At 55.9% G+C, this 22,724-nt stretch carries 24 protein-coding genes; all 24 read right to left on the bottom strand.

What is annotated here, in order from left to right; all coding sequences use genetic code 11:
* Positions 1-20 precede the first annotated feature (20 nt).
* The 24 genes from HMPREF1261_RS13310 to HMPREF1261_RS12570 all read right to left on the bottom strand — a co-directional run bounded on the left by HMPREF1261_RS13310 (position 21) and on the right by HMPREF1261_RS12570 (position 22,474).
* Entirely contained in the window at positions 21-647 is a 627-nt protein-coding gene (locus HMPREF1261_RS13310) for a glycine-rich domain-containing protein (RefSeq protein ID WP_369707790.1), read from the bottom strand.
* Between the two features lie 75 nt (positions 648-722).
* Positions 723-2,192 carry a hypothetical protein gene (locus tag HMPREF1261_RS12170; protein ID WP_156907326.1) on the bottom strand — a complete coding sequence of 490 codons (1,470 nt, stop codon included), beginning with the start codon at positions 2,190-2,192 and terminating at the stop codon, positions 723-725.
* 42 nt (positions 2,193-2,234) lie between these two features.
* Entirely contained in the window at positions 2,235-3,488 is a 1,254-nt protein-coding gene (locus tag HMPREF1261_RS11040; protein ID WP_023031010.1) for a hypothetical protein, read from the bottom strand.
* Complete coding sequence (locus HMPREF1261_RS11035; protein WP_023031009.1) at positions 3,488-4,366, bottom strand: hypothetical protein; 879 nt, start codon at positions 4,364-4,366, stop codon at positions 3,488-3,490. The genes HMPREF1261_RS11040 and HMPREF1261_RS11035 overlap by 1 nt, the downstream gene beginning before the upstream one ends.
* A 95-nt stretch (positions 4,367-4,461) precedes the next feature.
* Positions 4,462-4,662: an HNH endonuclease gene (locus tag HMPREF1261_RS13305; protein ID WP_369707789.1), complete on the bottom strand. Its 201-nt coding sequence runs from the start codon at positions 4,660-4,662 to the stop codon at positions 4,462-4,464.
* A 236-nt stretch (positions 4,663-4,898) separates the two neighbouring features.
* The gene (locus HMPREF1261_RS11025; RefSeq protein WP_023031008.1) at positions 4,899-5,627 is read right to left on the bottom strand and encodes a hypothetical protein; all 729 of its coding nucleotides are present in this window, start codon (positions 5,625-5,627) and stop codon (positions 4,899-4,901) included.
* 20 nt (positions 5,628-5,647) lie between these two features.
* Positions 5,648-11,455 carry a tape measure protein gene (locus HMPREF1261_RS11020; protein WP_023031007.1) on the bottom strand — a complete coding sequence of 1,936 codons (5,808 nt, stop codon included), beginning with the start codon at positions 11,453-11,455 and terminating at the stop codon, positions 5,648-5,650.
* A gap of 28 nt (positions 11,456-11,483) precedes the next feature.
* Positions 11,484-11,861, bottom strand: coding sequence for a hypothetical protein (locus tag HMPREF1261_RS11015; RefSeq protein ID WP_023031006.1), 378 nt, complete (start codon positions 11,859-11,861; stop codon positions 11,484-11,486).
* 56 nt (positions 11,862-11,917) lie between these two features.
* On the bottom strand, positions 11,918-12,187 hold the full coding sequence (locus HMPREF1261_RS11010; RefSeq protein ID WP_023031005.1) for a hypothetical protein: 270 nt from the start codon (positions 12,185-12,187) through the stop codon (positions 11,918-11,920).
* A 105-nt stretch (positions 12,188-12,292) separates the two neighbouring features.
* The gene (locus HMPREF1261_RS11005) at positions 12,293-12,964 is read right to left on the bottom strand and encodes a hypothetical protein (RefSeq protein ID WP_023031004.1); all 672 of its coding nucleotides are present in this window, start codon (positions 12,962-12,964) and stop codon (positions 12,293-12,295) included.
* Between the two features lie 40 nt (positions 12,965-13,004).
* Positions 13,005-13,370: a hypothetical protein gene (locus tag HMPREF1261_RS11000; protein WP_156907324.1), complete on the bottom strand. Its 366-nt coding sequence runs from the start codon at positions 13,368-13,370 to the stop codon at positions 13,005-13,007.
* 6 nt (positions 13,371-13,376) lie between these two features.
* Positions 13,377-13,628 (bottom strand): hypothetical protein, encoded by a 252-nt coding sequence (locus HMPREF1261_RS10995; protein ID WP_156907322.1) that lies wholly within the window; start codon positions 13,626-13,628, stop codon positions 13,377-13,379.
* Between the two features lie 3 nt (positions 13,629-13,631).
* Positions 13,632-13,799, bottom strand: coding sequence for a hypothetical protein (locus HMPREF1261_RS12785; protein ID WP_023031001.1), 168 nt, complete (start codon positions 13,797-13,799; stop codon positions 13,632-13,634).
* Positions 13,796-13,918, bottom strand: coding sequence for a hypothetical protein (locus tag HMPREF1261_RS13180; protein WP_255342633.1), 123 nt, complete (start codon positions 13,916-13,918; stop codon positions 13,796-13,798). Before HMPREF1261_RS13180 ends, HMPREF1261_RS12785 begins: the two co-directional genes overlap by 4 nt.
* 242 nt (positions 13,919-14,160) lie before the next feature.
* The gene (locus tag HMPREF1261_RS10985; protein WP_023030999.1) at positions 14,161-14,544 is read right to left on the bottom strand and encodes a hypothetical protein; all 384 of its coding nucleotides are present in this window, start codon (positions 14,542-14,544) and stop codon (positions 14,161-14,163) included.
* A 128-nt stretch (positions 14,545-14,672) separates the two neighbouring features.
* Positions 14,673-15,695 (bottom strand): major capsid protein, encoded by a 1,023-nt coding sequence (locus tag HMPREF1261_RS10980; RefSeq protein ID WP_023030998.1) that lies wholly within the window; start codon positions 15,693-15,695, stop codon positions 14,673-14,675.
* Positions 15,696-15,698: 3 nt separating this feature from the next.
* Entirely contained in the window at positions 15,699-16,100 is a 402-nt protein-coding gene (locus tag HMPREF1261_RS10975) for a hypothetical protein (RefSeq protein WP_023030997.1), read from the bottom strand.
* A gap of 3 nt (positions 16,101-16,103) precedes the next feature.
* A complete protein-coding gene (locus HMPREF1261_RS10970) occupies positions 16,104-16,679 on the bottom strand; it encodes a hypothetical protein (RefSeq protein WP_023030996.1) in 576 nt (191 codons plus the stop codon).
* 93 nt (positions 16,680-16,772) lie between these two features.
* On the bottom strand, positions 16,773-17,606 hold the full coding sequence (locus HMPREF1261_RS10965) for a hypothetical protein (RefSeq protein ID WP_023030995.1): 834 nt from the start codon (positions 17,604-17,606) through the stop codon (positions 16,773-16,775).
* Complete coding sequence (locus HMPREF1261_RS10960) at positions 17,606-19,012, bottom strand: phage portal protein (RefSeq protein WP_023030994.1); 1,407 nt, start codon at positions 19,010-19,012, stop codon at positions 17,606-17,608. The genes HMPREF1261_RS10965 and HMPREF1261_RS10960 overlap by 1 nt, the downstream gene beginning before the upstream one ends.
* The gene (locus HMPREF1261_RS10955; protein WP_232208014.1) at positions 19,013-20,587 is read right to left on the bottom strand and encodes a hypothetical protein; all 1,575 of its coding nucleotides are present in this window, start codon (positions 20,585-20,587) and stop codon (positions 19,013-19,015) included.
* 73 nt (positions 20,588-20,660) lie between these two features.
* Complete coding sequence (locus tag HMPREF1261_RS10950; protein WP_023030992.1) at positions 20,661-21,125, bottom strand: hypothetical protein; 465 nt, start codon at positions 21,123-21,125, stop codon at positions 20,661-20,663.
* Positions 21,126-21,135: 10 nt separating this feature from the next.
* On the bottom strand, positions 21,136-21,600 hold the full coding sequence (locus tag HMPREF1261_RS13300) for an HNH endonuclease (RefSeq protein WP_084538551.1): 465 nt from the start codon (positions 21,598-21,600) through the stop codon (positions 21,136-21,138).
* Between the two features lie 592 nt (positions 21,601-22,192).
* Complete coding sequence (locus tag HMPREF1261_RS12570; protein WP_023030990.1) at positions 22,193-22,474, bottom strand: HNH endonuclease; 282 nt, start codon at positions 22,472-22,474, stop codon at positions 22,193-22,195.
* Positions 22,475-22,724 lie beyond the last annotated feature (250 nt).

The following is a 22,724-nucleotide window of genomic DNA, read 5'->3' as shown; positions in this document are numbered from 1 at the left end:
CCTTAATCAATGTTTTCTGTCTACCTATAAGCCTGGTAGGCCAGCGGGTCCACTCCATAGAATTGGATTTGGAACCAGCCGTCGCCGCCGCGGCCGCCGGGAGTGTAATTGTTGAAAAATCCACCATTACCACCAGCGCCGCCACCACCATTCGTGCCGGAACCCGCGTTGCCTTTCCCGCCACTACCAATAGTCATCGTGGAAGTCCCGCCCCTATGCGACGAGTAATACCGGCCACCCTGACCAGAGGTAATATACGGTGACCCCGCAGTCGGATTACCCTTGATACCACTACCACCAGCAGCACTGGTACTACTCCGGGATGAGGACCCGTATTTTCGATACGACAGCGTCGTGCTAGTGCCACTGCGGCCGTACTCCAATGATGCGCTGCGGCCACCACTACCACCCTTGCCTATCACTAGGGACAGGCTCGAGCCGGGGTGGATACTATCCGACACGAATCGCACGTCACCACTGCGACCACCAGCGCCTTGTGAGCCGACACCACCGTTACCGGCCTGGCCGCCAGCACCGCCGCCTACGAGAATTGCGGTGAAAAACGTGGCCCAATCAGGCACAGCCGGGGCACTATTATTCGTGCGGGTGTATAGGGCGGTGCGGTTCCAGATGATTTTATTACCCATGAGCATCGCCCCGGCTTCACGCTCACCCACATACGCACCTGCAATATCCCTCGCTCTTACAGTAGGCACACCACATCACCCCGTAATCACATAAAGCGTATTTGAGTCTTTGGATTCGCGGTTATACGCGGCCTGAGTGCCAGCCCAAAAGCCACCGCCCCCGCCGCCGGATTCCAGCGCGCCTACACGGTCACGCACGCTACTGACCTGCTCGTCGACGTACTTTTTATGGGCTACGTGACTCTCATGTCTCGGATTTTGAAAGACCGATACCCAGCCATTAGAGTCTGTGACTAATACCTTATTCGACTGGTCATTGAGGATACTGTGACCACTGATAGTGGTGGTCGTCCCTTTAAAGCGGGATAATTCATTCAGCACCTGAGCCTCATCCTGCTTACCATCCACCTTGCCGTCCACGTATTGCTTAGTTGCGGCATGGTTGTCGCCCGACGGGGCTGGCAGGCCACGCAGCTGGTTACCCCGCATGTCCACATGCGTGTTGAAATCCCACTGGTCAGGCATGGAGACTACACGGTCGGCGTCACCATCAATATTTGTGAGCGTCAGGTGATTATCCGCAGAAAAGCGGAGGTAGGACTCTGCACCTCTATTTTGAAAGATGATGCCGGTAGCGTCTTCTGCGCCATTGTCGAGGAAAATGCCGGACAAATTAGCTTCCGTGCCCTCGCGCACCACGTCAGATAGCTGCTCTACCTTGGCGTACTGCTCAAAGTCGATGCCGTCGACGGTGCCGGGAGGGCCTGGAGGGCCTATCTCACCCCGTGGGCCCGTGAGGTGTGGGGATTGCTTACCATTCACGGTGACCTGGTCACCATCCCACCGCGTGGATTCCGCGATTTCACGCACCTGCTGTGCGGATTCATCAGCGCGCCCGGCGGCACCCTGAGCATCACTGGCCGAAGAGGAAGCCGCGTTGGCGTGCCCCTCCGCCGTGGACGCGTGGCCCTCGGCGGTATCGCGGGCTTCTTTCGCCCCGTCCCACGCCGCACGGGCCTCACCTCGCGCCCCCTCGGCACGGTCAGCGGCACGCCCCGACTCCTCCGCCGACTGCTGCGCCCGAGACGCATGCCCCTCAGCCGCCGAAGCCGACGACTTCGCCTCACCAGCCGACAACTCCGCCGCCGACGCAGCACCACCAGCCTTACCAGCAGACTCCTTAGCCTCCGCAGCAAACTCCGCCGCAGACTCATCATGCCCACGCGCTGAGTCCAGCGCCTCCATCATCTCCGCAGACAGACGCTCAATCTCACGCTGCGTGGAATCGTCCACCACCTGAGCAGCACGCACCACATTCCGCAAAGACTGCTCATCGGACTCACCGACGACGATAGGAATCGTATCCACAGCCCTGCCCTGCGAGATGAGTGCCAGCACGGCCGGGCCAGGCAAGCACGTAAAAGTTACTTCCCCCTCGTTCACGGGGAAGCGGTCATTCCCCGTCGTCACCACACCACGGTCGTGGGTCCGCACCTCACGAGCGTGCAGCCACACCTCACTAACCTGCGCCGCCCGAGACGACACAAACAATAAACTTCCACTCACCGTAGCCATACAAAACCCTCCTTAATCAGGGACAATAATCGCCAAGCCAGCCTTCACCGACTCAAAAGCACCCACACGAAACTCCTTTTCGCGTTCCGATGAGCTCAAGAAAATTTGAGACGCAATCGGATAAGCCAAAATCGCATCAACCCACGCAAAAATCGCCACATTCCCAGACCACGAACCCGACTTTGAGAAGACGATGTTGCCGCGGCTAATCGAAATCGCCCCCAGCGAACTAATCCCCCCACCCGACGAGAAAGCAATAAACTGCGGCTGCCGTCTTTGCACGTCCGCGATGACGTTATTAAGCCGCCTTGACTGGTCCTCCAACCTGGACTGGTTGGCCTGAATTTCCTGCTGGCGGCGACGATTCGTCTCAATAAGATTCGTATTCGCCTCCTGCCCTTTTTTCAGAGCCTCGTCAGAGCGCCGCAGGGCCTCATTCGTCTCCTGCTGTACACGCCACAACTGCGTATTCATCTGCAAATACGCGGGGATAAGCCCAGGGGCGGGTTCCTCACCATTACGCCGAAGCTGCCGATTCAACCCCTCCAACGACGCGAGTAAGTCCTGCTGGTGCTCGCCCCCACCAGTCAAAACACCACGCACCGACTCCACATCAGCACGCCGCGCCGACGACTCAGCACTAATCTCCCGCTTACGGGCCTTGCGTTCCTTCGCGACAGACTCCACCCGCTCCCGCCGCTCCTGCGCAATCGTGCGCTCAACCTCACGATTAGCCCGCTCACGAGCAGCATCATCACGCAACAACTGCCCACCAACATGCACCCGATAATCCACCACAGCGCCGGCCTCCGCCACATCCTCAATCGACGTCACCGGCGACAAAATCGTCTTGCCCCAAATAATCACCGGCACGACATCATCAACATCGAAATCAACACGCGGCACCAGGGCACCCAGCCCGGCGCGGGTAATCTCCCGCTCAAAGAACACGTCCCCATCAACGCGTTCAGCGGCTTCTTCGAGCACCTGCTCAACATCGGACTCGCCGCTAAAAGGCACCGGCTGGCCCTCATTGTCGAAGTCCTGCGCCGTGATAGACACGTTGGCCCGCACGAACCGGCGGCCCATACGGCCCGGCGGTTCCTTCAGCTTTAAGGCGTAGCCAAAATCCCTATCATCCGGCAATTCGGGGCGCTGGTCTTCCGGTACCGATTCCGGCCAATCCACCGACCAACTGCCATAGGAAAAAGCGGCCAAGTCACGTAAAACCGTGACCTCGCCGCCATCAGCAACTAACGGGTACATCACTTCTCCTTAACGCGACGGATACGCACAACCTGCACAGGGTGAGCCCATGACCGCACCTCAAATTGTTCAGGGTCGCGTGACACCCTCACCCGAACCGGCGTATCCCCCGGCCACCACAACGACACCTCAATGCCAAGGCCCGCCGAGCGTGCCGGTTCCGCCACCGTCTCCAATACAGGGTCATCATTGACACGAATCAGCACCTGGGCGGAATCATCAACCGAAGAATCAAACTCAACCACCGCATGAGGGTCATCACCCCACCCATACAATGCGTTGACACCATCGAAAGAATCCTGGATAAGACGCCGAATCGTATCCCTCGCCGACCCTTTCACCGTGTATCCGTCTGCCTTGGTCGCAAACGGCACCTGGGCTAAAACCCGCGGCTTAGAGTACTCAATCCCTGATGCGTCCGTATCCCATGTCTTGAATTCTTTGCCTGACCATTCCACGGGGATAGACGGGCACGGCCATGCCGCTAAGCCATCGACCAAATCCAAGCCATGAATCGTGAGCACAGACGGGGTAGCACGCCCCTCAGCTACAGTGTGCGTCACATACGCCACGCGTCGTTCCCCGCCGGGGCGTATAAGGCATAGCATGCGCAACGCGCCAGTGGCCGGCACAAGTCGGCCCTCGTCACTTGTCTTGCCGAGCCCCTCGCCAACAAGGTCATCAACAACCCTATCGCCAAGTGTCACGTTTACCGCGACCTCTACCGACGATGCTGCCAGCCGCGTTTCAGGGAAAGACACCCGTGATACTTGGCCGAGCTCATAAAACGGTAAACCGTCCTCATTAAGAATGCCGAGCCACTGGCCCTCGTCCTCCACAACCTGCTTAATGTGGGCGCGCCACTGCACTAAATCCATTTCCCCTCCTTAAAAAGTGGGAACCTCCCAGTAAAATAAGACGATTAAAACCCGGAAACGACCTAACAGTTAGGCCATTAACGTCACACCTGTGACTAAACAGCTGGCGCAAACAAACTCGCCCCCTTAGCAGCATTGCAGCGAATATGAACCGGGCGCAGATTCTCAACATCCGTTCGTCCGCCATGAACCGTAGCGATAACGTGGTCAACACAAAGAGTTTGTGGACGTGAATAGTCGAGACATTCCCCGCAGATATAACAAGTCGAAACTTCAGACTGGAATAAACTCCACATCTCCGCGATGCCAAACTTCCGGGATTCGTAAGCTCTCTGCTTACAGGAAGCGCTACAGAATTTACGGGGACGGCCTCTGCCATGACGGGGAAGCGTGCTACCACACCACCCACACTTCCCTTTTGCAGGGTTTTTCAGATTCTTATGAGCTGATAAAGTTTCCTTCTGCATGTTGTCTCCTATTCAGACATATGCGTAAGGCCGGTAGAGCGAACTACCGGCCTTTTCTTATCTACTTAATTCCACGGGTCAAATAAGCCGACCCGCCATTCCAGCCTGGCCCCACTCGGCACCGTATAGACACGCGATTGCTCCACTGGAACCATCTCACTAACCGCGTCTGTATTAATCCGCTCCCCCGTCAACAGGTTTACCGCCTTACCACTCGCACGACGGTCAAGGGGGAGTCGGTGCTCACCAGACACACTGGGCAATCTGAACTCGACCCCAGACGGCAAAACAACGTCACCAACATCGCCAGACCACACAACGGAGGGCCATATAGGAACATCGCCCCAGTTCGTGACCTCAACCCTGCCCGAAGCAGACGTCGCCGACTCCCACACGCCACCGTCAGCAATCATGCTCACCTCAAGCCGCGCACCAACCTTGGGTACACGGCCCGGCGTCGGCAAAGACGCAGCCAAGCGGCACGGCAATTCAAGACGATTACCATCATCAAGAATCAACGTGCCGGTCTCACGCGTAGAGAAATCGCGCCGCACCTGCCGCCATTGCTCCTGGCTAAACACCACAAGCGTAAACGAGCCTTCCATCTGATGGATTACACGGTCACGAATATCAACAGTCGCACCCGGCAACCCCACCGATGACACGGGCATGTCCTCAAACTGGGCGACAAACCCCGTCAGCGTATCCAGCTCGATAAACGGGCCACCATCAGAACCGTGAAGGAACTCGTACTCGTTGCCAGTCGGCGACAAATACGACAATGAATACGGCACTACTTTTCTCCTCTACCTCTTTAGCGACGCGACGCCACAACCTGTGACGCCGAAGCACGTGGATTCTCCAAACGTTCCACGCGCACACCCAGCTCGCGCATCGCAGCTTCCAGCTGTTCACGCGTAAACGACTCGCCAGAAATCTGCACAACCTTATTGGGCTCCGCAGACATCTTCTTCAGCTCAGCCGCAGAATCCGCCTGATGCTTAGCCAGGTCAGCAAGAGCCTTTCGAACATTCTCGTTATCCGTGCGCCAGTACTCTGCCCACGTCTTATGAGAATCCTTCTCCTGCTTCAGCCCCTCAATAAGCGTCTCAAGCGGGTCATTCTTCTTGCGGTACTCAACCTCAGCAAGATTCTTCTCCACCTTGCGGCGAAGCTCGTCCTGATTAGCCTTCAAGTCGATTAGACGATGCTCAAACTCCATCTGCTCCAGCGCACGCGAAGCATCCCCCAAAGCAGAGTTCTTAATCATCTGCTCAACCTTGTCACCAGCGCCGAAAAAGCCCATCCAGCCCGAAGACTTCACGGCCTTATCAATATCGCGGCGCGTGCCCTTGTCGAAGTCCTTAAACTCCGGCATGGACTCTAGCTGCTTTAGCTGCTGGTCAATCTGCTTAATGCGACGCTGGTTAGCTGGCATGGTCGTAAACCAGTTCACGGGGTTCAGCCACGTCTTTAAGCTGGCCTGGTCAGCCTTCAGCTTCGCTTTTTCACCCATCAAGTTGGCATAGCGTTGTCCGACCGTGGCACCAACCTGGTCCATGCCGAACGCCTGGCTGGAAGCTACGGCCAATTTCTTCGCCGCAACCTCCAGGTTCGCCGTCACATCGTTGAGCTCAAGCACAGCCAAAGTGTGCTTATAAGCGGCCTCCAAGCTGGCCTGCTGCGCCTGCTTTTGCACCAACTGCTGGTTGACCTGTGCGGCCAACAATTCGGAATACAAGGCATGGGACTCGTCAGACCATGCGGCCATGGAATCCATCATGTCCTCATTAGCGCCCATCATTTCCCACCGGAATCGGTCGTATGCCAACGACAAATCCGTGTAGTCCATGGCGGCTAGGCGCATGTCCTTTTTGCGCTGCGCATCGAAATCGGCTTGCGCTTCTGCAAGCGTCTTCGTGGCCTCAAGCTGCGCGGTTACCCCATCCATTTGCGCCATGCGCACATTACGGGCAGCGGCAGCAAGCTCAATCTGCGCCATAGCCTGGTCAATGACCAAACCGGTGACAGATTCACGTAGCTTCAGCACCGTCTCATCCAGCTTGCCAACCGCGCCCATAACGTCAGAGATAGCCTCAAACGCTTCAACGTGAGCCTTCATCACGCCCTGGATCTTGCTCTCGATGAACTGGAAAATTCCCTTCACCAGCTTGATAGCCAGCGCGGCAAGCTCCACCATCATCGCAACCTGGGCCTGCCCCATGGCCGTTGCGGCCATTTGGACAGCACCACGGGCCTTAGCAAGGTCTTCCTCGGCGGCCTTAACGTCCTCTGGGGAGCCTTCCTTGCGGGCGCGAGCCAGATTCTTTTCTGCCTGCTTTACAGATTCAGCGGCGTCCACTTCCGCAGATGCTGCATCCTCCAGGCCCTCAAAGGCACTGGCAACGCCACCGAACGTGGACTTGATGCCGTCGATGCCAACAAGGTTGCCAATCTTGTCGGCGAGGTCTACACCTTCGACGACGCCGATGTTTTGCAGGTATGCCCCAATCTTGTCGCCGCGCTGAATGCTGCGCGTTTGAGCGCCAGCAAACGACGCGTAGCCGGTAAGGCGCTCTGCAACATGGTCACCGACAGCGGCGGCCAGGTTCTTGTTACCAGCATTGCCGCCAGCGAACGCAACCGACATTTCAGTACCTACACCGGCCCAATTGACGTTGGCGAAGTTGTTCATCGCCTTAGCCAAATCGGGCGACACCTTGGCAATCTGCTCGACAGCAACAGTCAATCCTGGGTCAAGAATGCGCTCGGGCTTACCGGACGCGTTAAACGCAAAGTGGTCTGGCTTTAGGATGCCGCCGGTGTCAAAGATACCGGCAGACCACCGACGAAGGTTCTTCTTCGTCCTTTCGTCCTTCTCCCAGTCCGTAGCCAGCTTAGAGGCTTCGCCCCAATCTATCTGCTCCGCCTGGAAATTATTCTTCTCATCGACGGTGCTGACAGTAACGCCGCTGGTAGAGGTAGATTCCACGCCGGTAATCGTCTTAGAAGACGCTTTCAGCGGGTGCCACCACACATCAGTGAACTGTGGATGACGCGAGCCAGCCGCAGGTCCACCAAGCTGGCCGTTACCGCGACCGCCGCCCATCTCAAAGTTGACCGACCGGCCTTGCGAGTCGAACAGTGTACCCGCGGTGTGGCCACCCCAAGGGCCACCATTGAAATAGCCGGTCTCGAATGCGTTCTTACCCGGTCCACGGCCACGCTTAAAGCCGTGCTGTCCAAGCCAACTGCCTTGCGTGCCGGTGGCGAACTTGCGGCCTGCGGTGTTAACGCCAGCCACGAGCGCGGCCTCAGCCGACTGTGTACCAGAGCAGTCGCCCCAGTTGGCATTCAGGCCGCCGCCCCACACGTAGGCTGAGCCTTCCAGTGGGCGCGGCGGTCGGGCGCCATTGATGCTTTCGCCTTTGAGGAAGCGGTAGGCCTGGTCGTAGGATACGACGCCGCCGTTCGCGTAGCGCGGCAGGCCAATATCGCCTTGCTGGCCATCAACCTTGCCGCCATTAATCGCGGTGAGTAGTCGCCAGTTCTTGCGCGTAGCTTCACGGTTGACGATGAACTCGCCGGGTTCCACGCGGGCGATGGGTTGTTTCTTTTCTGACGACCAGCCCAGAATTGGGTCACGTTCGTTTCGAGAAATACCCGGAATGTCCGGCAGTACGCCGCCGCGGGCGAATGCTGGGACAACACCACCCAAGTGCAGGTTTGGGATAAAGCGTTCCAAGTTATCTGGGACTACTGCACGAATGGCGCTTTCGACCATGCCAGCAGCGTTACGGATACCTTGAGCAAGACCGCTGATAATGCTGCGGCCTGCATCCAACAGCCACGTACCAGCGTTCGCGAACGCGCCCTTAATCTTGCCCGGCATGGCCTTAAAGCCATTAATCAGGTCATCGATACGGCCCTTGGCAACGTTCACCATTCTGATGACGGTTTCCTTGAACGTGTCAACAATGGCGCCAGCAGCGTTCAACGCGGTAGTCACCACAGAGCGCAGAAGGTTCCACGCGCCTGTGAAGATACCGGTCACCAGGCCCATGATGCGGGAACCAAGCTCACTGAACCGGTTGCCCAGGTTGTCGAAATTACCCGTCAGTACGTCAGCAACAACCCCGAATACGGACTTCATTACTTCCCACGCGGGGCGGATAACGCTATTCCACACCGTGGAAATGACAGAGCCCATATTCTGGAATGCGGCACCAACCACAGTGCCAACGATGCTGGCGATAGCTGGGAAGATAATCTCTGCTACCTGCTTAAACGTGTCAAACACCGGCTTGATGACACCATTCCACACTGCGGATACAGCATCACCCAAAGCAGTCCAGGCAGCAGAAACAACCTCACCCATGACGGTGAAAGCCTCACCCATTGTCTCCACGATGGGCGAAATCCACGTCTCATAGAACTCGCCGAATCCTTGCGTAAACTCAGCCCACTTATCTTGCATGGCCTGCCACGCCTCAACAGCGAGCTCTTTCGCCCCAGTGAATTTCTCACCAATAAAATCCACGACCGGGGCAATCCACGTTTCGTAGAATTGACCGAACCCAGTGGTGAACTCGGCCCACTTCTCCTTCATCAGGCCCCACGCCTCAATGGCAACGTCCTTGAGCATCACAATCTTGTCGCGCAAGAACGTCATCACAGTAAAGATGGGCGAATCTTCACTAAGGCCAAATGCTGCGGCTAAGTCCGTAGTCTCGCCGGTCTGGAAAAACTCTAGGCCACCGGCGAAGATTTCCTTGACCTTGTCGATGCCCGCGGTGATTCTCTCGACCGTGGCGTCCCATGCGGCGGAAATGGTGTCACCAATCTGGGAGAAAATAGGCCCAAACGTGGACTGTATCCAGTCGATACCGGCCTGGAATTTCTCAACGAGCCAATCCCACCCGGCACCGATAGCTTGGGTGAACGACTCCCAGATTTGCTGTCCCCACTCGGTTTTGGTGAAAAACCACACGAACGCGCCGGTAAGCGTCGCGATTACAGCAACCCACGGGTTGATGAATCGGATGGCTTTCATTGCGGCGCGGCCAATCGTGCCAAAGACCTTACCGACAGGACCAAGTACCTTGCCCATCTTGCCGAAGGCTTTGCCCGTAGCGCTGGCAGCCATGCTGCTTTTAGCCAGTCCACGCCCGGTCTTAGCGGTGGCTTTACCCATCTTGGACACAGCTGGGTTGGCAGAATTAGCGCCCGACATGAGCGTGAGCATTGCTTCACCAATCGAGGCGCCCTTAAATGCGCCGCCGGCGAACTTTGCTGCCCCGCCCAAGTTCTTAATGATGCCGACAGCAGAGCCCACCGGGCCTGCAATGGCAGACAATCCCTTGAACCCAAGGAACGCCATAACCACCGCCTGCACAGCCCCTGGATTCTGTGCAGCGACGTCTGCAATCTTTTCCACCAGGGGAACCAGCACAGACGAAATCAGCGGCTCAAGGGCATTCAGCACGTCTGCCAGCGCCTGCCACACAGCCACACTGACCGATGCAGACACAGCCGCCAACGAACCAATCAGGTCACCTAACGCGGGTCCAAGGTTTGCCGCCGTGTCCTTAAGCGATGAAAACGCCTCGCCTAATTTCTCCCAGTTCTCCGGGTCAACAACGACGTCTGTCACCTTAAGCGCAATTTCGCCCAGCCATTCTGCAAAACCCGCCATGGCTGGGGTGATTCTATCTTCAATTATCCCCGCAAAAGACTCAAAGGCAGGGCCAAGCTTTTCACCCACCTGCTCCATTGCAGGCGACATGGCCTCTTCCATGCCGTCAAAGACACCGCCGACAGCGGACAATAATGCTGGCGATGCATCATACAGTGGCTTCAACAGCGTCTCACCGAAACGGCCCATGGCAGCGCCCATGTTCATGAATGCACCATCGAACGTTTCGGCCATCTTCTGCGCGCCGCCGCCGACGTACTCATTCATCGCTTCGGAGAAGGTTTTAAAGTCCACCTCACCCTTGGACACCATGTCGGCGATGTCTTCAGAGGCGACATCCATCTTCTTTGACAAGATGTCATAAACAGGGATTTGGCGTTCAAGCAGCTGGGCTACAACCTCACCATCAAGCTTGCCTTTAGCTGCGGCCTTACCAAAGATAAGGCCCATATCCTCCATGGACGTGCCAGCGACCGACGCGGTATCGGCAACGCCCTTAAGGACAGTCTCAAGCTCCTGGCCTGGCTTAATGCCAGATGCAACCATCGTTGCCGCGGTGCCAGCAGCTTCACCAATACCAAACGCAGTGCCCTTTACCGACGCCAAGGCGTTATCCATGATGCCAGCCACATCAGTGGCCGAGTTGCCCAACGCTTCCAGCTTCTTTTCCGCGTTCGAGGTTGCGTTCAGGCGGCTAAAGCCTTTGGCGATAGACCCAGAAAGGGCTGCGCCGGCAGCAACACCTACCGACGCTGCACCAACCTTAAGGGCCTTGCCCATAGCGTTCGACAATCCATTGCCGATGCTCATGCCCTTCTTCTGGACAGCGGGCTCAACATCACCGAATGCAGATTTAATTTTCGGGGCAATTTTCGACGTATCTGGGATGATAGTCACCCACGCGTTCGCGAGTTCAACGCCAGCCATAATTAAATCTCCATTCAGTAAGTGTTGTCTATGTCCACCCCAGCCACTCGTTTAGTTCGTTCAGCGGGGTGGGCTCACCGCGGAATACGCCGGATTCATCGTCTGAAAATGGGTTACCCTGCGGCCCCTCTGCCACCTCTGGGCTATGTGCAAATGCAGTGGTGTCCCCGGGGCGTGGGAATGGTTTCGGCTTGGCGCCCTTGCCGCCGCCGTTTTGCCAAATGATGCCCTGTACAGCATCAAAAATTAGGGCCTGCAAGTGTTCCTGCAAGCCCCACTGGCTATCCCCGCCTGTCACCTGGACAGACAATGACGAATCAGGCAGCGGATGATGCACCAGCGCAATAAGGTCACGCCACGACATACGGTCGGTGCCGTCACCAATCCACCGTAATCGCAGCCCCATGCGAATAAGGTCAGCTTCTAGGGCTGCGAGCGTGTCCTCGTCCTCAAGGAGTTGGACTACTTCGAAGATTCCCCCAGGTCCACATCCTCGTTTTCAGCCCAACCGTTCATAAACGCGTTGAAGTCACGCATGGACAGGTTTTCTACCTTGTCGAGCTCGTCCTTGTTGAGGGCTGCTTGAAGGAATGCGTCGCCCTGGGCTTCGCCGTCGCCTTCGAATTCCTTGCGAATCTTGCGCATCTTCTTATAGGACAGCTTATCCATCATGTAGTGGACGTCGATGGTGGTGCCGTCGGATGCTTCAAAGTGGAATTTTTCGAGTGCCATAGTGGTTTCCCTTTCTCGAATTGTGTTTGTGTGACAACTGCATAGTGGTTCGTTGGGTGGCCCTGGGGTGAACCACTATGAAAAGTCCCCAGGGCCGTCGTACTACTAGCTCTCTTCGGTGTCGCCCTCGCGAGGAGAATCTTCCTCACCGCGCCCGTCGCGGGTTTCCTCAGCGCCGCCGGCGACCGCGACACCATCATCATCGGCGCGCTTAATCAACGAAATGAGCTTCGTGTTATCCACACCGAAGCACTCCACCGTCACCTGGTACTTCACCACGTCCGAGCGCACGTAAGACACATCGCCAACCTCAGTGACCTGCGCATCCGGGGCAAACACCAGAATGCGGGCACCATTGCCGCCCTTGATGTAGAACGCCAAAGAACGGTGCGGCAACTCGTCCGCGTTATCAACAACACGCACAGTGTTGCCAGAAACAGTGACGTTGTTCTCGCCGGCAATCATCTTGAGCACTTCACCGTTAGCGCCCTCCATGAAGGTCAGCTGCAAAGTCACCGAGTGGTCAGACTGGGTGATAACCATCGTGTCACCGTGCCAGTCCTTAATCTTTTCGGTCGAACGGTCAACGGTCTTGGTCACACCATCTTCGGATACGTAGCCAGCAGCAACATGCTTTAGGGAAGCATCCAGTTCCTTAGACGCATCAGTCGGGAAGTTTTCCGACGTCTTCAATGCCGGGCCAATGGTGATGCCACCAGCGGCCTGCACGTCTGGTGCGCCAACGAGAACATTGCGACGATTACGCAAATCAGCCATGTGAGTCTCCTAACTCAAAAGAAAAGACCCTGCACCTGGCTTAGGTGAGGGTCGTGGTCATTGTGCCCGTAAGCTGCCAACGATGATGGTTATCCGTATCAGGGTCTGGAAATTCCATCGGCCCCGATATTTCCTGCCACCACAGAATCTTTGGGTTACGGGCATAAATTTCATCAGCAAGGACGAACCGCAAAGCACCAAGCATGTTGATGACTTCTTCCTGGTTCGCCCCGTACACTTGCACCGCAATGGTCGTATCCTGCGAGTTTGGGGTGGTCATCTCATTGGAGGTGACATCCAACCTCACAAACAGGCCAGGCGGGTGCATCGGCACTTTCGTATAAATCGGAGCATCAAGACTCTTCCGCAGTGCCGACTGAAGAATCTCAACAGGAGTAACAAACAATGCTATTTACCCCTTAAGTGCTTTCAACAACGTATTATCCCGGGCATTGACAACCATGGCGCGAGGCGTATCCGTGAAGACGATGGCGCGGTAACGACTGCCGCGCTTGCCGCCGCGAACTTCTGCTTTCCACCCGAAGCCACGGCCAGCACGAGTGGCGATACCGGATGCTAAATCGTCAATCTCACCGCGTAATGCTGGGTCTTGACGAATCTTATTGAACGCATCCGACGACCATTTAAAACGGACAGTCATCACGCATCACATCTTCTGAAACGTCAACCACTGGCCAGCAGCGAACCCGGCGAGGAAATCACGGGCATCCATTGAATACACAATCAGCGCCCCGTCCATGACCTCAACAGCGTTCGTGTCAAAATCCAACGGCTTAATCGCCCCATGCTCATCGCGGATATTAACCTGGATCATCCCTCTACCTTCTTCGCATTGACCACCACTAGGCCCGGCGCCCAGCCGTGCCAACCGTGGTTATAGTCCTCAACGTTTCCCTGCACCTGCCACTGTGACCCATCCGGTAGACGAATCACAGAATCAGGTTTAGGTGCATCCTCAGGCCGGAAATGCACATGCAGATAATCAATGGTGCGCAGAATTGAATCGCCTGATTTTTCATCCGTACGGTCAACCCACCACGACGCCACAGCCACCGACCGCCACACACCCTTACCGGGGCGCTCATTACCGAAGCGGTCTGTTTCAGGCTCACCCCGGATAAGTATGTCTACCTTTTGTGCTAAAGGAAACATGTTCGTGGCCCTCCCCCTTTTTTCTAGTACGGGAACACCGTAAAGACGCGAGCTCGGTAGCCGCGTAGGCGCTGCTTGTCATTGGCCGATAGCCAAACGCCGGAGGTGGTGGAACCGGTTTCGAAGCCCATAGAGCGTGAAAAAGGCCCAGCCGTAAAGGACGCGTTCGACGCTCCCTCTGGGAGCTGCATCCCATCGAGTTGTTCCTTATACGCCCTTGCCACCATGCGGGCGGCTACGCGGCGAATCTTTTCCGGTACGTGGTCGTCAAATGCCGTTCGGCAGTACGCACTGATTAGGTCGCCGGATTCTTCGATTAGCGCGGCAACGAAATCAGTGTCACTTTCCGGAATTGGCTGGTTGGGAAGCAGCCTTTGCACGTCGCTTAGTTCCGCTAGTTGCGGCATTCTTGCCACCCTTTCCTGCGTCTACCAGCGCGTCATCAATCGTGGCCCCATCAGGGACAGTATCGCCTGCTTGGAGGAATACTGGCCCTGCTGGGGTGTGAACTAGCACTGTTCCAGTGAGTGTGTTTTTAACCTGCAAAGTTAAGCACCTGCGCAACCATCGAAGCGTTCGGGTTAGTCATCACCGGCAGAGAGATGCCGTTGACGCGAACCCAGTATGCATACGGGTCGAACTCAATGTTTACGCCGGCTACAAGGCCGGGGGCGGCACCGGTGGCAATACCGTATTCTGGGGCGTTTGCTTCGGCGGTGGTGCCGTACACGGTCTGGCCGAGCTCGTTGGTGCCTGCGGCTGGCAGCAAGAATACCTTGTCTGGGGACAGCACATTTTGCATCTTGCCGCCAATGTTTACCCGGCGGGTGAATCGGGTGAACGTTGGCAGGTCATAGGAGCCAAGCAGCGCATTGAGCTCGTCGATGGATACGACATTTCGGGTGGCGTTGCCGCCGATGGCGTCGCCTACCTGCTTGCTGCGCTGGAATGCGGAAATAACCTTGTTGGAAGCAAGGATAGAGCCCGGCAGGACACCGTTTTCGTCCTGGTACTTTTCAGCCCAAGCAATGAGGTCATCCAGTGGGGTGCCCTCGTTGGTGTCCCACTGGTTGGCGGCCTTGGTGGTCATGTCCTTCTTGCGGCCAAGGTCTTCATCAGCGTAGAAGCCGTTCTCGTTGATAGTGACACGGCCGGTTTCGAGGACAGTACCGCGAATCGCTTCGATGCGGTTCAGGACAGCGGCGGTGGTGTCAGCGGCGACCTGACCAATCTTCAGCTCGGCCTGTTCGTTGCCTGCACGGGAACGAATCTGGTCGAGCTCGCCAACACGGTTCTTCTGCGATACCGGCGGCAGCTGAATAGCAACCTGGCGACCACCGCGAACACCGCCGATAGACGATTCAGCGTCGTAGGAGCGGTACTCTGCGGCGGGAACCAAGCCACCATCAGCGATGGTGTACTTAGCCACGTCAGAGTCGGTCAGGGTGTCCGGGAAGTACTGCGACAACGATAGGTTGTTCGCGTTGATGTCCTGCTGGGTACGGCGGGCGAACACCGTAAGTTCAGAGGCAGAAATCAAATCATTGTAAAGCGCCATGGGTTAAACCTCCGAGTCTTCAGTTACGCCTTCTTCTGCTGCCGGCTTAGTGGGGAAAGACAGCAGCGGCGGAACGTTGGTCAGCGTGGTGATGTCGAATGCCTTTTCTGGCAGATGCTTAGGCCGGATACGACCGTGCCACAGCATCGGCGCGACCTGAAATTCACCGCGGGCGGGCTGGTCAGTGAAAAGGAACCCAGCGAGGGTGTCACCGGCGTCGGTGACTGGCTCGTAGGTGCCCTTTTCGTTCTTCTTGAGCGGCACACCAGATGGGATGGTGTCGCCGAATGCGCTGAATGCTTCCACCTTCAAGGTGACGGTCTGCGCTTCGCTAGTGGCGTGGGCAGAGCCTAACCACTTCTGGTTAAAATTGCCCAGCTTTTCGTCTGCGAGGATAAGGGACATGTTCTAGTTCTCCTTCTCTTTGTTGAACATGCGTTGGTACAAATCAATGCCGCTGGACTCTTCTTGCCCCACTTCCACCTGGCGTTGAATGCCGGCAGTCGTCTTCGGGGCGCGCTTATCGACAATTTCTTGTAGCTTGTCAGCAAAATCGTCGGCTTCACGGTCAAGGGCATCGTATGCGTTGCGGAACGCGATTGAGTCCGCCAGCTGTGAAATTGGTACCGGGTTTCCCGACTCAATTTCTAAGGCGATGAGGTCACGGAACATGCCGTTTTCGGCCTGTGCTTCGCTAAGACGCGATTCAGTGTGTTCGACGCGGCTATTGAGCTCGTCGAAGTCCTGTTCTTTAGGTGAATTGTTATCCACCTGCTTTTTCCACGACTTAGCGCGCTTTTCCCACTCCCGAGAATGCTGCTTCCACTCGTTGGTCTCTTTAAGGACGTCTTCGGGGGATTTGCCGGGGAATGCTTCCTCCCACGGGTTCGCGGGGATGTTGTCTTCGTTGGGGGTAGAAGGCGTTGTGGCCTCGTTGGTGGTTGCTTCCTCTTGGGTTGCTTCCTGGTTTACGCCATCAGTCATAGCGGTCTCCTTTGTTTTCCTTTTCGGACATGACTTATGAGCGCGACCACCCCACCGTGGGGCGTTCCCGCGCTACTAACTCGGCCTTTCCGGCTATTTACCGTGTCCCTGCTCGCGCATCATTTTCGTGACTTCAGCCAATGAATGCGGCTTATCAGGGTTTATCTTGTCTAGGGCACTAATCGCCTTCCTGTACTCGTCATCGAACTTGTCGATATAAGACGGTGCGTTCGCGTCGATATGCTTCGGTATCGGCGCCGCCACACAACGGCAATGGTCGTGGTACTTACTGCCAGCGGCCTGGACTCCACGCACCCGGCCCTGCTTGAGCCGATAACCGCGGTCATGCCCGTCAGAGTAATGCTTACGCACTGTAGCCGCGCCGACATACAGTGCTGCTGATTCGGAACCGTAGACAGCTCCGCGTGAAGCAAGCATTCGACAAAAAGCACACGCATCGGGCTGGGCCATGCGCGCATACCCTGTCTTAGTGTTCAACGCGTTAAGGTCTACGGTGTCGCGGTGCGCGCCAAAAATATGCTTCTGGGTCAAAAGCGCCATGCGGGATAAGACATCACGCCGGCCATTCGCATTTAACGCTGTACCCCATGCCACTTCGGTGCGTAACTGGTCGTAAGTCGGCATGTCAGCCGGGCGGGCAAAGTAAATATCATCCGCCATAATCTCATCCCACCAAGTGGCAGTAAGGTCACCAGCCACACCACCATAGGTGTTTACCAGAGCTTCGAAAGCGTCTGTCAGATATGCCCTGCCAGCCCAGGGGTCCATTTCTTGGGCGCGATTGACGATGCTGATTAAGTCCCGCATTGCCATGGCGTTGACTTGCGTGAGCTGGTTGCGCATCAAGTCCCATTCCAGCTTATTGCCAGAAAGAACTGACACGCCCGCTAAAACCGGGGCTGTCATTAAGCTTCACCCCGCTTATTAGCTAACTCGTCGGCGAGCTCATCATCATTGCTGCGTGATGCCGTTTGCTGCTGCATCTTTGACTCCACCAACTTATTGAGCTTTTCAGCCCGCGCATTCTGACGAATCTTAGGACGTTGATCATCAGGAATGCGTAGCCGGTCAAGCGCCCAATCAGAGGTTGGGTCAATAAACTGTGACAGCTTCATGATCGCATCAGCATCAGACGACAGTGTTGGCGATGCGGGGTCTTCCCAACGTTCCTTCACGTTGGTGGTGAACTCCTGCCAGGGGATACGATTCCCGTTCAGCCATGCTGCCATCCACCCCACCCGGCGTAAATCCGGGTTAATGAGGTCTTGTTGATTACGGCAACCCAAAATGAGCCGGTCTAGCCAAGCTCTAATGGCATCCGCACTGGGCGGGTTTTCTGTGGAGAAACCAAGATACGCCACCGGTATGCCAGTAGCCGATGACATGAGCTGCGAATAGGTTCGTATCTGCTCAATGAACGGCGTTGGCGGCGATGATGAAAATTGATGCAGTTCCATCTCTGGGTCGCCCGGTTCCTCCGGTGGCGGCAGCGTCAGCATGGAACCGGTCGTGGCCTTAAACCCGGCCATGACTTTCTCTGAATGAGATGGATTATCCGAATCCACGAACATGTCCATCGTTCCGTTCTTCAACCACCGCTGCGGGTACGTGTAGAACTCACGGTTTAATTCCATGCCCTCAAGGGTGCGGCACGCGGCAACGGTGTAATACCGCACCGGGCGGGAAATCATTGACCGGCCATACCAGCGGCGTGAGCGCACACTATTGCGGATACGCACAATTGACGGCATCCCCAAAGTATGCGGCACGAAATCGTCTATCTGATGCGAAGCACCCGACACATAGGCCACACCTTCCGGCAAGTACATGACCGTCTGCTGCGAGCCATCCATGAATGTTCGCAGCCGCATGCCGGCCACCGGGCGATTGTTGAGATTGTCCCAAATAATTGTGCCCTCAGTCGGCGGCACGGACTGGGCTACCCAGGTGCCAGAATCGTCTGGTTCCAGGGCGATAAATCCGATGCCAAAAATGAGGGAATCAAGAACAGATTCTTTCGCCGCCAATGACACTCCAGCGAGCTGAGTAGTCTCGCTAACGCCGCGGTTACGCTGGTCAGCCCACCCAAGGAATCGCATGCGCTCCGCGTAAGAATCAACCACCGTAGCCGGCCAATCCGATGCCACATTAAGCTTCGACGACAATTCCGGCGGCACTGCAATATCCAGGGTGCCAGTGATGTACTCACCAGTGTAAAACTGCTCCGCAGTCTTGTTCGCAGACAACCGCGACAAGCGCACGTTATCCAGCGTGGAAAGATACTCATGGTGCGACTTGGAAAGCACAGCCATTTACAGCACCCCAATCTTTCTTTTATCAGTACGGTCTTTATTCTTCGTATAACCCAACGACACGGCCTCTGTCATCGCTCTAAATGCCAACATTGCTGCATAAGTGCCATCGATTTTGTCCGGTGAATCCGGGTAAGCCTTATACAGCAAATAGCCCGAGCGCGTAGCACGCCGGCGGGCGTTCAGCAGGTGCCGAATAAGATGCGGCGACGGGCCTACACTGACTTCCTCCATGACAATCGCCTGGCGGAAGTTCTCGACCCATTCCGACACCGACGACGTTTTAGAACGTGGCCACGCCGCAATAGGCGAATTACGAGACGCACGAACACGCAAATACTTGCGATAACGCGCTTCCCATTCAGCAACCTGTGACTGCCACCCGGACGGGTCAGCGTAGAACCCAACGACGCGATACTTGCGAAAGCAATCATCAAGCGTGGCCTGGACATCAAGCAGGTTTGGTTGCCAATCCTGCGGGTCATCCGGGCCTTTCTCCCAAATCTTAATTTCGCAAATATGCCTATCAGATGGGCGTGCAGCCACAAGGGCAGTCGCATCAGGATTGCCGCGAACACGGCCACCGGAACCATCGAATCCCAGCACAATCGTGTCGCCGGGCTCTAACTGCTTCGAATCATCCTTCACAGCACGAACATCAACCTGCGACAAATACGAATCCGACGCATGGGTGACCTGGTTGAGGAAGTATTGCCGCGCATCTTGTGGATCAGTAGCAGGGTCGTAAATATCCGCCATAATGCGGTCAATATCTACCCAACCACCATTGTCTTTAGCAGAATCACCATAAGCCACCGTAAGCCCAGCACGTAATGATTCTTCATCAGACATATCCGTATCCGGCGGGGCTTCTTGATGATCCATCAAAAGGCCCTCATCACGCACAGTCCCTTCTTTAATGGACTGGGCATATTCAAACGACGCCTCCGACACAGACCCCGAACCTGGGCGATAAGCATTAGGAGTCTCAATTGATGTACCACCAGTACCCGCCAAGTTACGGCGAATAACGGCAGCCAAATTTACCCCACCATTATTGCGGTACCAGCTTTCAGTCTGGTCTAACGCCGCGAACACTGGGCGTTGCCCCTCTTTCGACGTACCTGCGGCAGTAATGTACTCAATGCGGCCTTGTGGTAAAGCCACAAACGTCTCCATTGGGTCAATCGAGTAATAATCCATGATCGGCCCTTGGCGAATCATCTGTAAGACTGGATCAAACGCGTTTCGTGTCTGGTCTTCATTTACCGCCGCAAACTGCACCCACGGGGTACGAACTTCCGACCATGGTTTACCTACAGGCTTGCCATCAGCATCCCACCCGTCAAAAACGACTGGGCCAAGCGCCTCACCGATGCCAAGTGCGCCCATCATTGGAGACTTGCCGTACTTCTTCGCACGACTAAACACAGCACGACGATAAACCCGCCGCCCTGTCAATGGATCTATGCGATAGAAATCAAGAACAAACTTTGCCTGCTCATTAGTCAACGTCAACGGTCGATAGTCTGCACAATCCGGCTGCGCCAACATGTCCGTGTAAAAATCGAGCATCGCCCACCCCAATGTGGGAAATTCGCCTGGATAGTCCGGCTTCCACGGCAAAGCAGACCACCACCTTAGCTATTTAAGAATCAACCGCTCGTAACTTGGAATAACGCTTCTTAGTGTCTTCTCCCGCCTGCCCTGAACGACGGCGCTCACGCTTATCATCAGCTTCATCGGCTGCCGCGAACTGAATACGCAACCGAGCACGAGACTCCGCCGTCGTACCAAACATCTGGGTACGCAAACGGAGCTCATTAGCCATGCGCACATTGCCAGACCACACCTCAGCATGTATCAACGCGCAGTCCAACAATTCCGCCCAATCAACCTCGCGGAACTCTGATGAAAGCGGGTCATCTTTCCACATTTCCCACCACCGCACAGTCTGCTCTGGCCAATCCTCTCCACCTGGGCGAGACTCTGGCAACGGTGGCTGCGCAACAGGGTCAGACACCAGAACAGTCATCTGTGCTTCACGCTTCTTACGTGCGCCATGCCCCGCTAACTTATCCGCAGGCTTACCGACCATTCCCTTACCAGCCATCACAACCTCCTTAAATCAACGCTAATTGCTCACCACTGCCCCGGTTTTGCTTCACGCTATTGCACCCCAAATGCGAAGCCTGAACGTTCCGCATTTCATGTTTCCCGCCACACGACAACGGCACGATATGGTCAACCGACGCGCTACGCATATCAGGCCACTTAGCCCGCTTTGGGATTAGCTCCCCACAGATTCCACAAATCCATTTATCGCGCTCAAACACAGCTATCGGCTCCACATCTTCAACAAACGCAGACCGCTTGCGAGCGCGATAGCGTCCTCGAACCGCAGAAGCCTTATCGGGATTCTTCTTCCTCCATTGAGCCGAATAATGAGAACCACAAAGCCCATTCGCGCTCACTGGACGTAAGCACCCTTCAATAGAGCACTCTGGTTGACTCTTCGCGTATTCTTTTCGAGATGCAGAACGGCACTCCGGTTTAGAACAAAAAACATTAGACCTGCGTCGATTCATCTCGGCACCGCAATTTTTACAGCGCGGGCGTGGAGGCTTCGATTTTTCTAAACGCTGCCTACTCCGTTCAGCACTAGCCGCATTAGATTCCCGGTAGCTCTCACTATTCTCACGATAGAACCGCAACCGGCATTTTTGAGAACACCAACGCCGAGGATTACGGCACCCCGACTGGTCTATCTCGACCCCACAACCACGACAACTAGAAAGCTCTACCCGCGCCTTAGCAGGGAACCTAGCGCCCACGAATCCTTTAGCTCTAAAACTAGATGCCTTACTGCAACATGATTCTGAACACCACTTTTTATTGCTCCGCGCCGGTCTCGGCAATACAGAACCGCACCATAAACAATGCCCCGGCGAGAAATCGCCATAAGGATATGTAACATTATCCACGTTGAAACTCCTTCACAGTTTCAGCCACGAGCCGGGATGGTTGCCGCCATCGCCGGTTCTTCTAATCATGTATCAAAATTTTATTATCTGGATCTCCACGGTTAGGCACAGCCTTAGCAACATTGCCCTCCGGCTCGGCTGGGAGGCGGGGGGAGGGGTAATCCCCCTGCCCTTTTATGAAATTCTTTTTCGATTATTATTTTTTTATCAGTCCGGGGTGGGTTTCTGCTGGATACCGGGCGCGGGTTTTTCTCCCCTGGTGGCCGGCGCGCATTTCCCCTAGTGTTTTTTGCTTGTGGCATGGTCTGCATAGTGTTTGCAGGTTGTCGAGGTTGTGACTACCACCGTTGGCGATGTTTTTGATGTGGTCTACTTCGAGGTTTTCGGTGTTGCCGCATTGTACGCATTGGTGGTGGTCGCGGTTGAGGGCTTGTTGGCGTTGTTTGTGGGGTGCGCCGCGTGATGGGTTGTTCCACATTTTGGGCCTCATTCCTTATTGGTGTCTTGTTCTGGTCATGAACCAGCGGCCTGCGCCTCATTGTCGCTTAGAGCAAGCACTATCTCGCGGGGTGTGCTTGGTGTTGAGGTGGCTACAAGACGGGTAAAACGAAGAACTCCCCACCGGGTGGTGGGGGGCCTGACCCCCGGAAAGTGGACACGTCGGGGGTTAGCTATGCTGCTCTAGTCAGTGTAGCTGAATTCTCGGCTTCAAAGACGTCAGGAGCTGA

The organism is Corynebacterium sp. KPL1818, assembly GCF_000478135.1.
Classification (GTDB): Bacteria; Actinomycetota; Actinomycetes; order Mycobacteriales; family Mycobacteriaceae; genus Corynebacterium; species Corynebacterium accolens.
The sequence above is the reverse complement of the archived record's forward strand: the minus strand, read 5'-3'. Positions and strand labels throughout refer to the sequence as shown.

Excerpts from the sequence above, each read along its gene's own strand:
- HMPREF1261_RS13310 (WP_369707790.1), bottom strand. The coding sequence starts at position 647 with ATGGGTAATAAAATCATCTGGAACCGCACCGCCCTATACACCCGCACG.
- HMPREF1261_RS11040 (WP_023031010.1), bottom strand. The coding sequence starts at position 3,488 with ATGTACCCGTTAGTTGCTGATGGCGGCGAGGTCACGGTTTTACGTGAC.
- HMPREF1261_RS11035 (WP_023031009.1), bottom strand. The coding sequence starts at position 4,366 with ATGGATTTAGTGCAGTGGCGCGCCCACATTAAGCAGGTTGTGGAGGAC.
- HMPREF1261_RS13305 (WP_369707789.1), bottom strand. The coding sequence starts at position 4,662 with ATGTGGAGTTTATTCCAGTCTGAAGTTTCGACTTGTTATATCTGCGGG.
- HMPREF1261_RS11020 (WP_023031007.1), bottom strand. The coding sequence starts at position 11,455 with ATGGCTGGCGTTGAACTCGCGAACGCGTGGGTGACTATCATCCCAGAT.
- HMPREF1261_RS11015 (WP_023031006.1), bottom strand. The coding sequence starts at position 11,861 with ATGGGGCTGCGATTACGGTGGATTGGTGACGGCACCGACCGTATGTCG.
- HMPREF1261_RS11010 (WP_023031005.1), bottom strand. The coding sequence starts at position 12,187 with ATGGCACTCGAAAAATTCCACTTTGAAGCATCCGACGGCACCACCATC.
- HMPREF1261_RS11005 (WP_023031004.1), bottom strand. The coding sequence starts at position 12,964 with ATGGCTGATTTGCGTAATCGTCGCAATGTTCTCGTTGGCGCACCAGAC.
- HMPREF1261_RS12785 (WP_023031001.1), bottom strand. The coding sequence starts at position 13,799 with ATGATCCAGGTTAATATCCGCGATGAGCATGGGGCGATTAAGCCGTTG.
- HMPREF1261_RS10985 (WP_023030999.1), bottom strand. The coding sequence starts at position 14,544 with ATGCCGCAACTAGCGGAACTAAGCGACGTGCAAAGGCTGCTTCCCAAC.
- HMPREF1261_RS10980 (WP_023030998.1), bottom strand. The coding sequence starts at position 15,695 with ATGGCGCTTTACAATGATTTGATTTCTGCCTCTGAACTTACGGTGTTC.
- HMPREF1261_RS10975 (WP_023030997.1), bottom strand. The coding sequence starts at position 16,100 with ATGTCCCTTATCCTCGCAGACGAAAAGCTGGGCAATTTTAACCAGAAG.
- HMPREF1261_RS10970 (WP_023030996.1), bottom strand. The coding sequence starts at position 16,679 with ATGACTGATGGCGTAAACCAGGAAGCAACCCAAGAGGAAGCAACCACC.
- HMPREF1261_RS10965 (WP_023030995.1), bottom strand. The coding sequence starts at position 17,606 with ATGACAGCCCCGGTTTTAGCGGGCGTGTCAGTTCTTTCTGGCAATAAG.
- HMPREF1261_RS10960 (WP_023030994.1), bottom strand. The coding sequence starts at position 19,012 with ATGGCTGTGCTTTCCAAGTCGCACCATGAGTATCTTTCCACGCTGGAT.
- HMPREF1261_RS10955 (WP_232208014.1), bottom strand. The coding sequence starts at position 20,587 with ATGCTCGATTTTTACACGGACATGTTGGCGCAGCCGGATTGTGCAGAC.
- HMPREF1261_RS10950 (WP_023030992.1), bottom strand. The coding sequence starts at position 21,125 with ATGGCTGGTAAGGGAATGGTCGGTAAGCCTGCGGATAAGTTAGCGGGG.
- HMPREF1261_RS13300 (WP_084538551.1), bottom strand. The coding sequence starts at position 21,600 with ATGAATCGACGCAGGTCTAATGTTTTTTGTTCTAAACCGGAGTGCCGT.
- HMPREF1261_RS12570 (WP_023030990.1), bottom strand. The coding sequence starts at position 22,474 with ATGTGGAACAACCCATCACGCGGCGCACCCCACAAACAACGCCAACAA.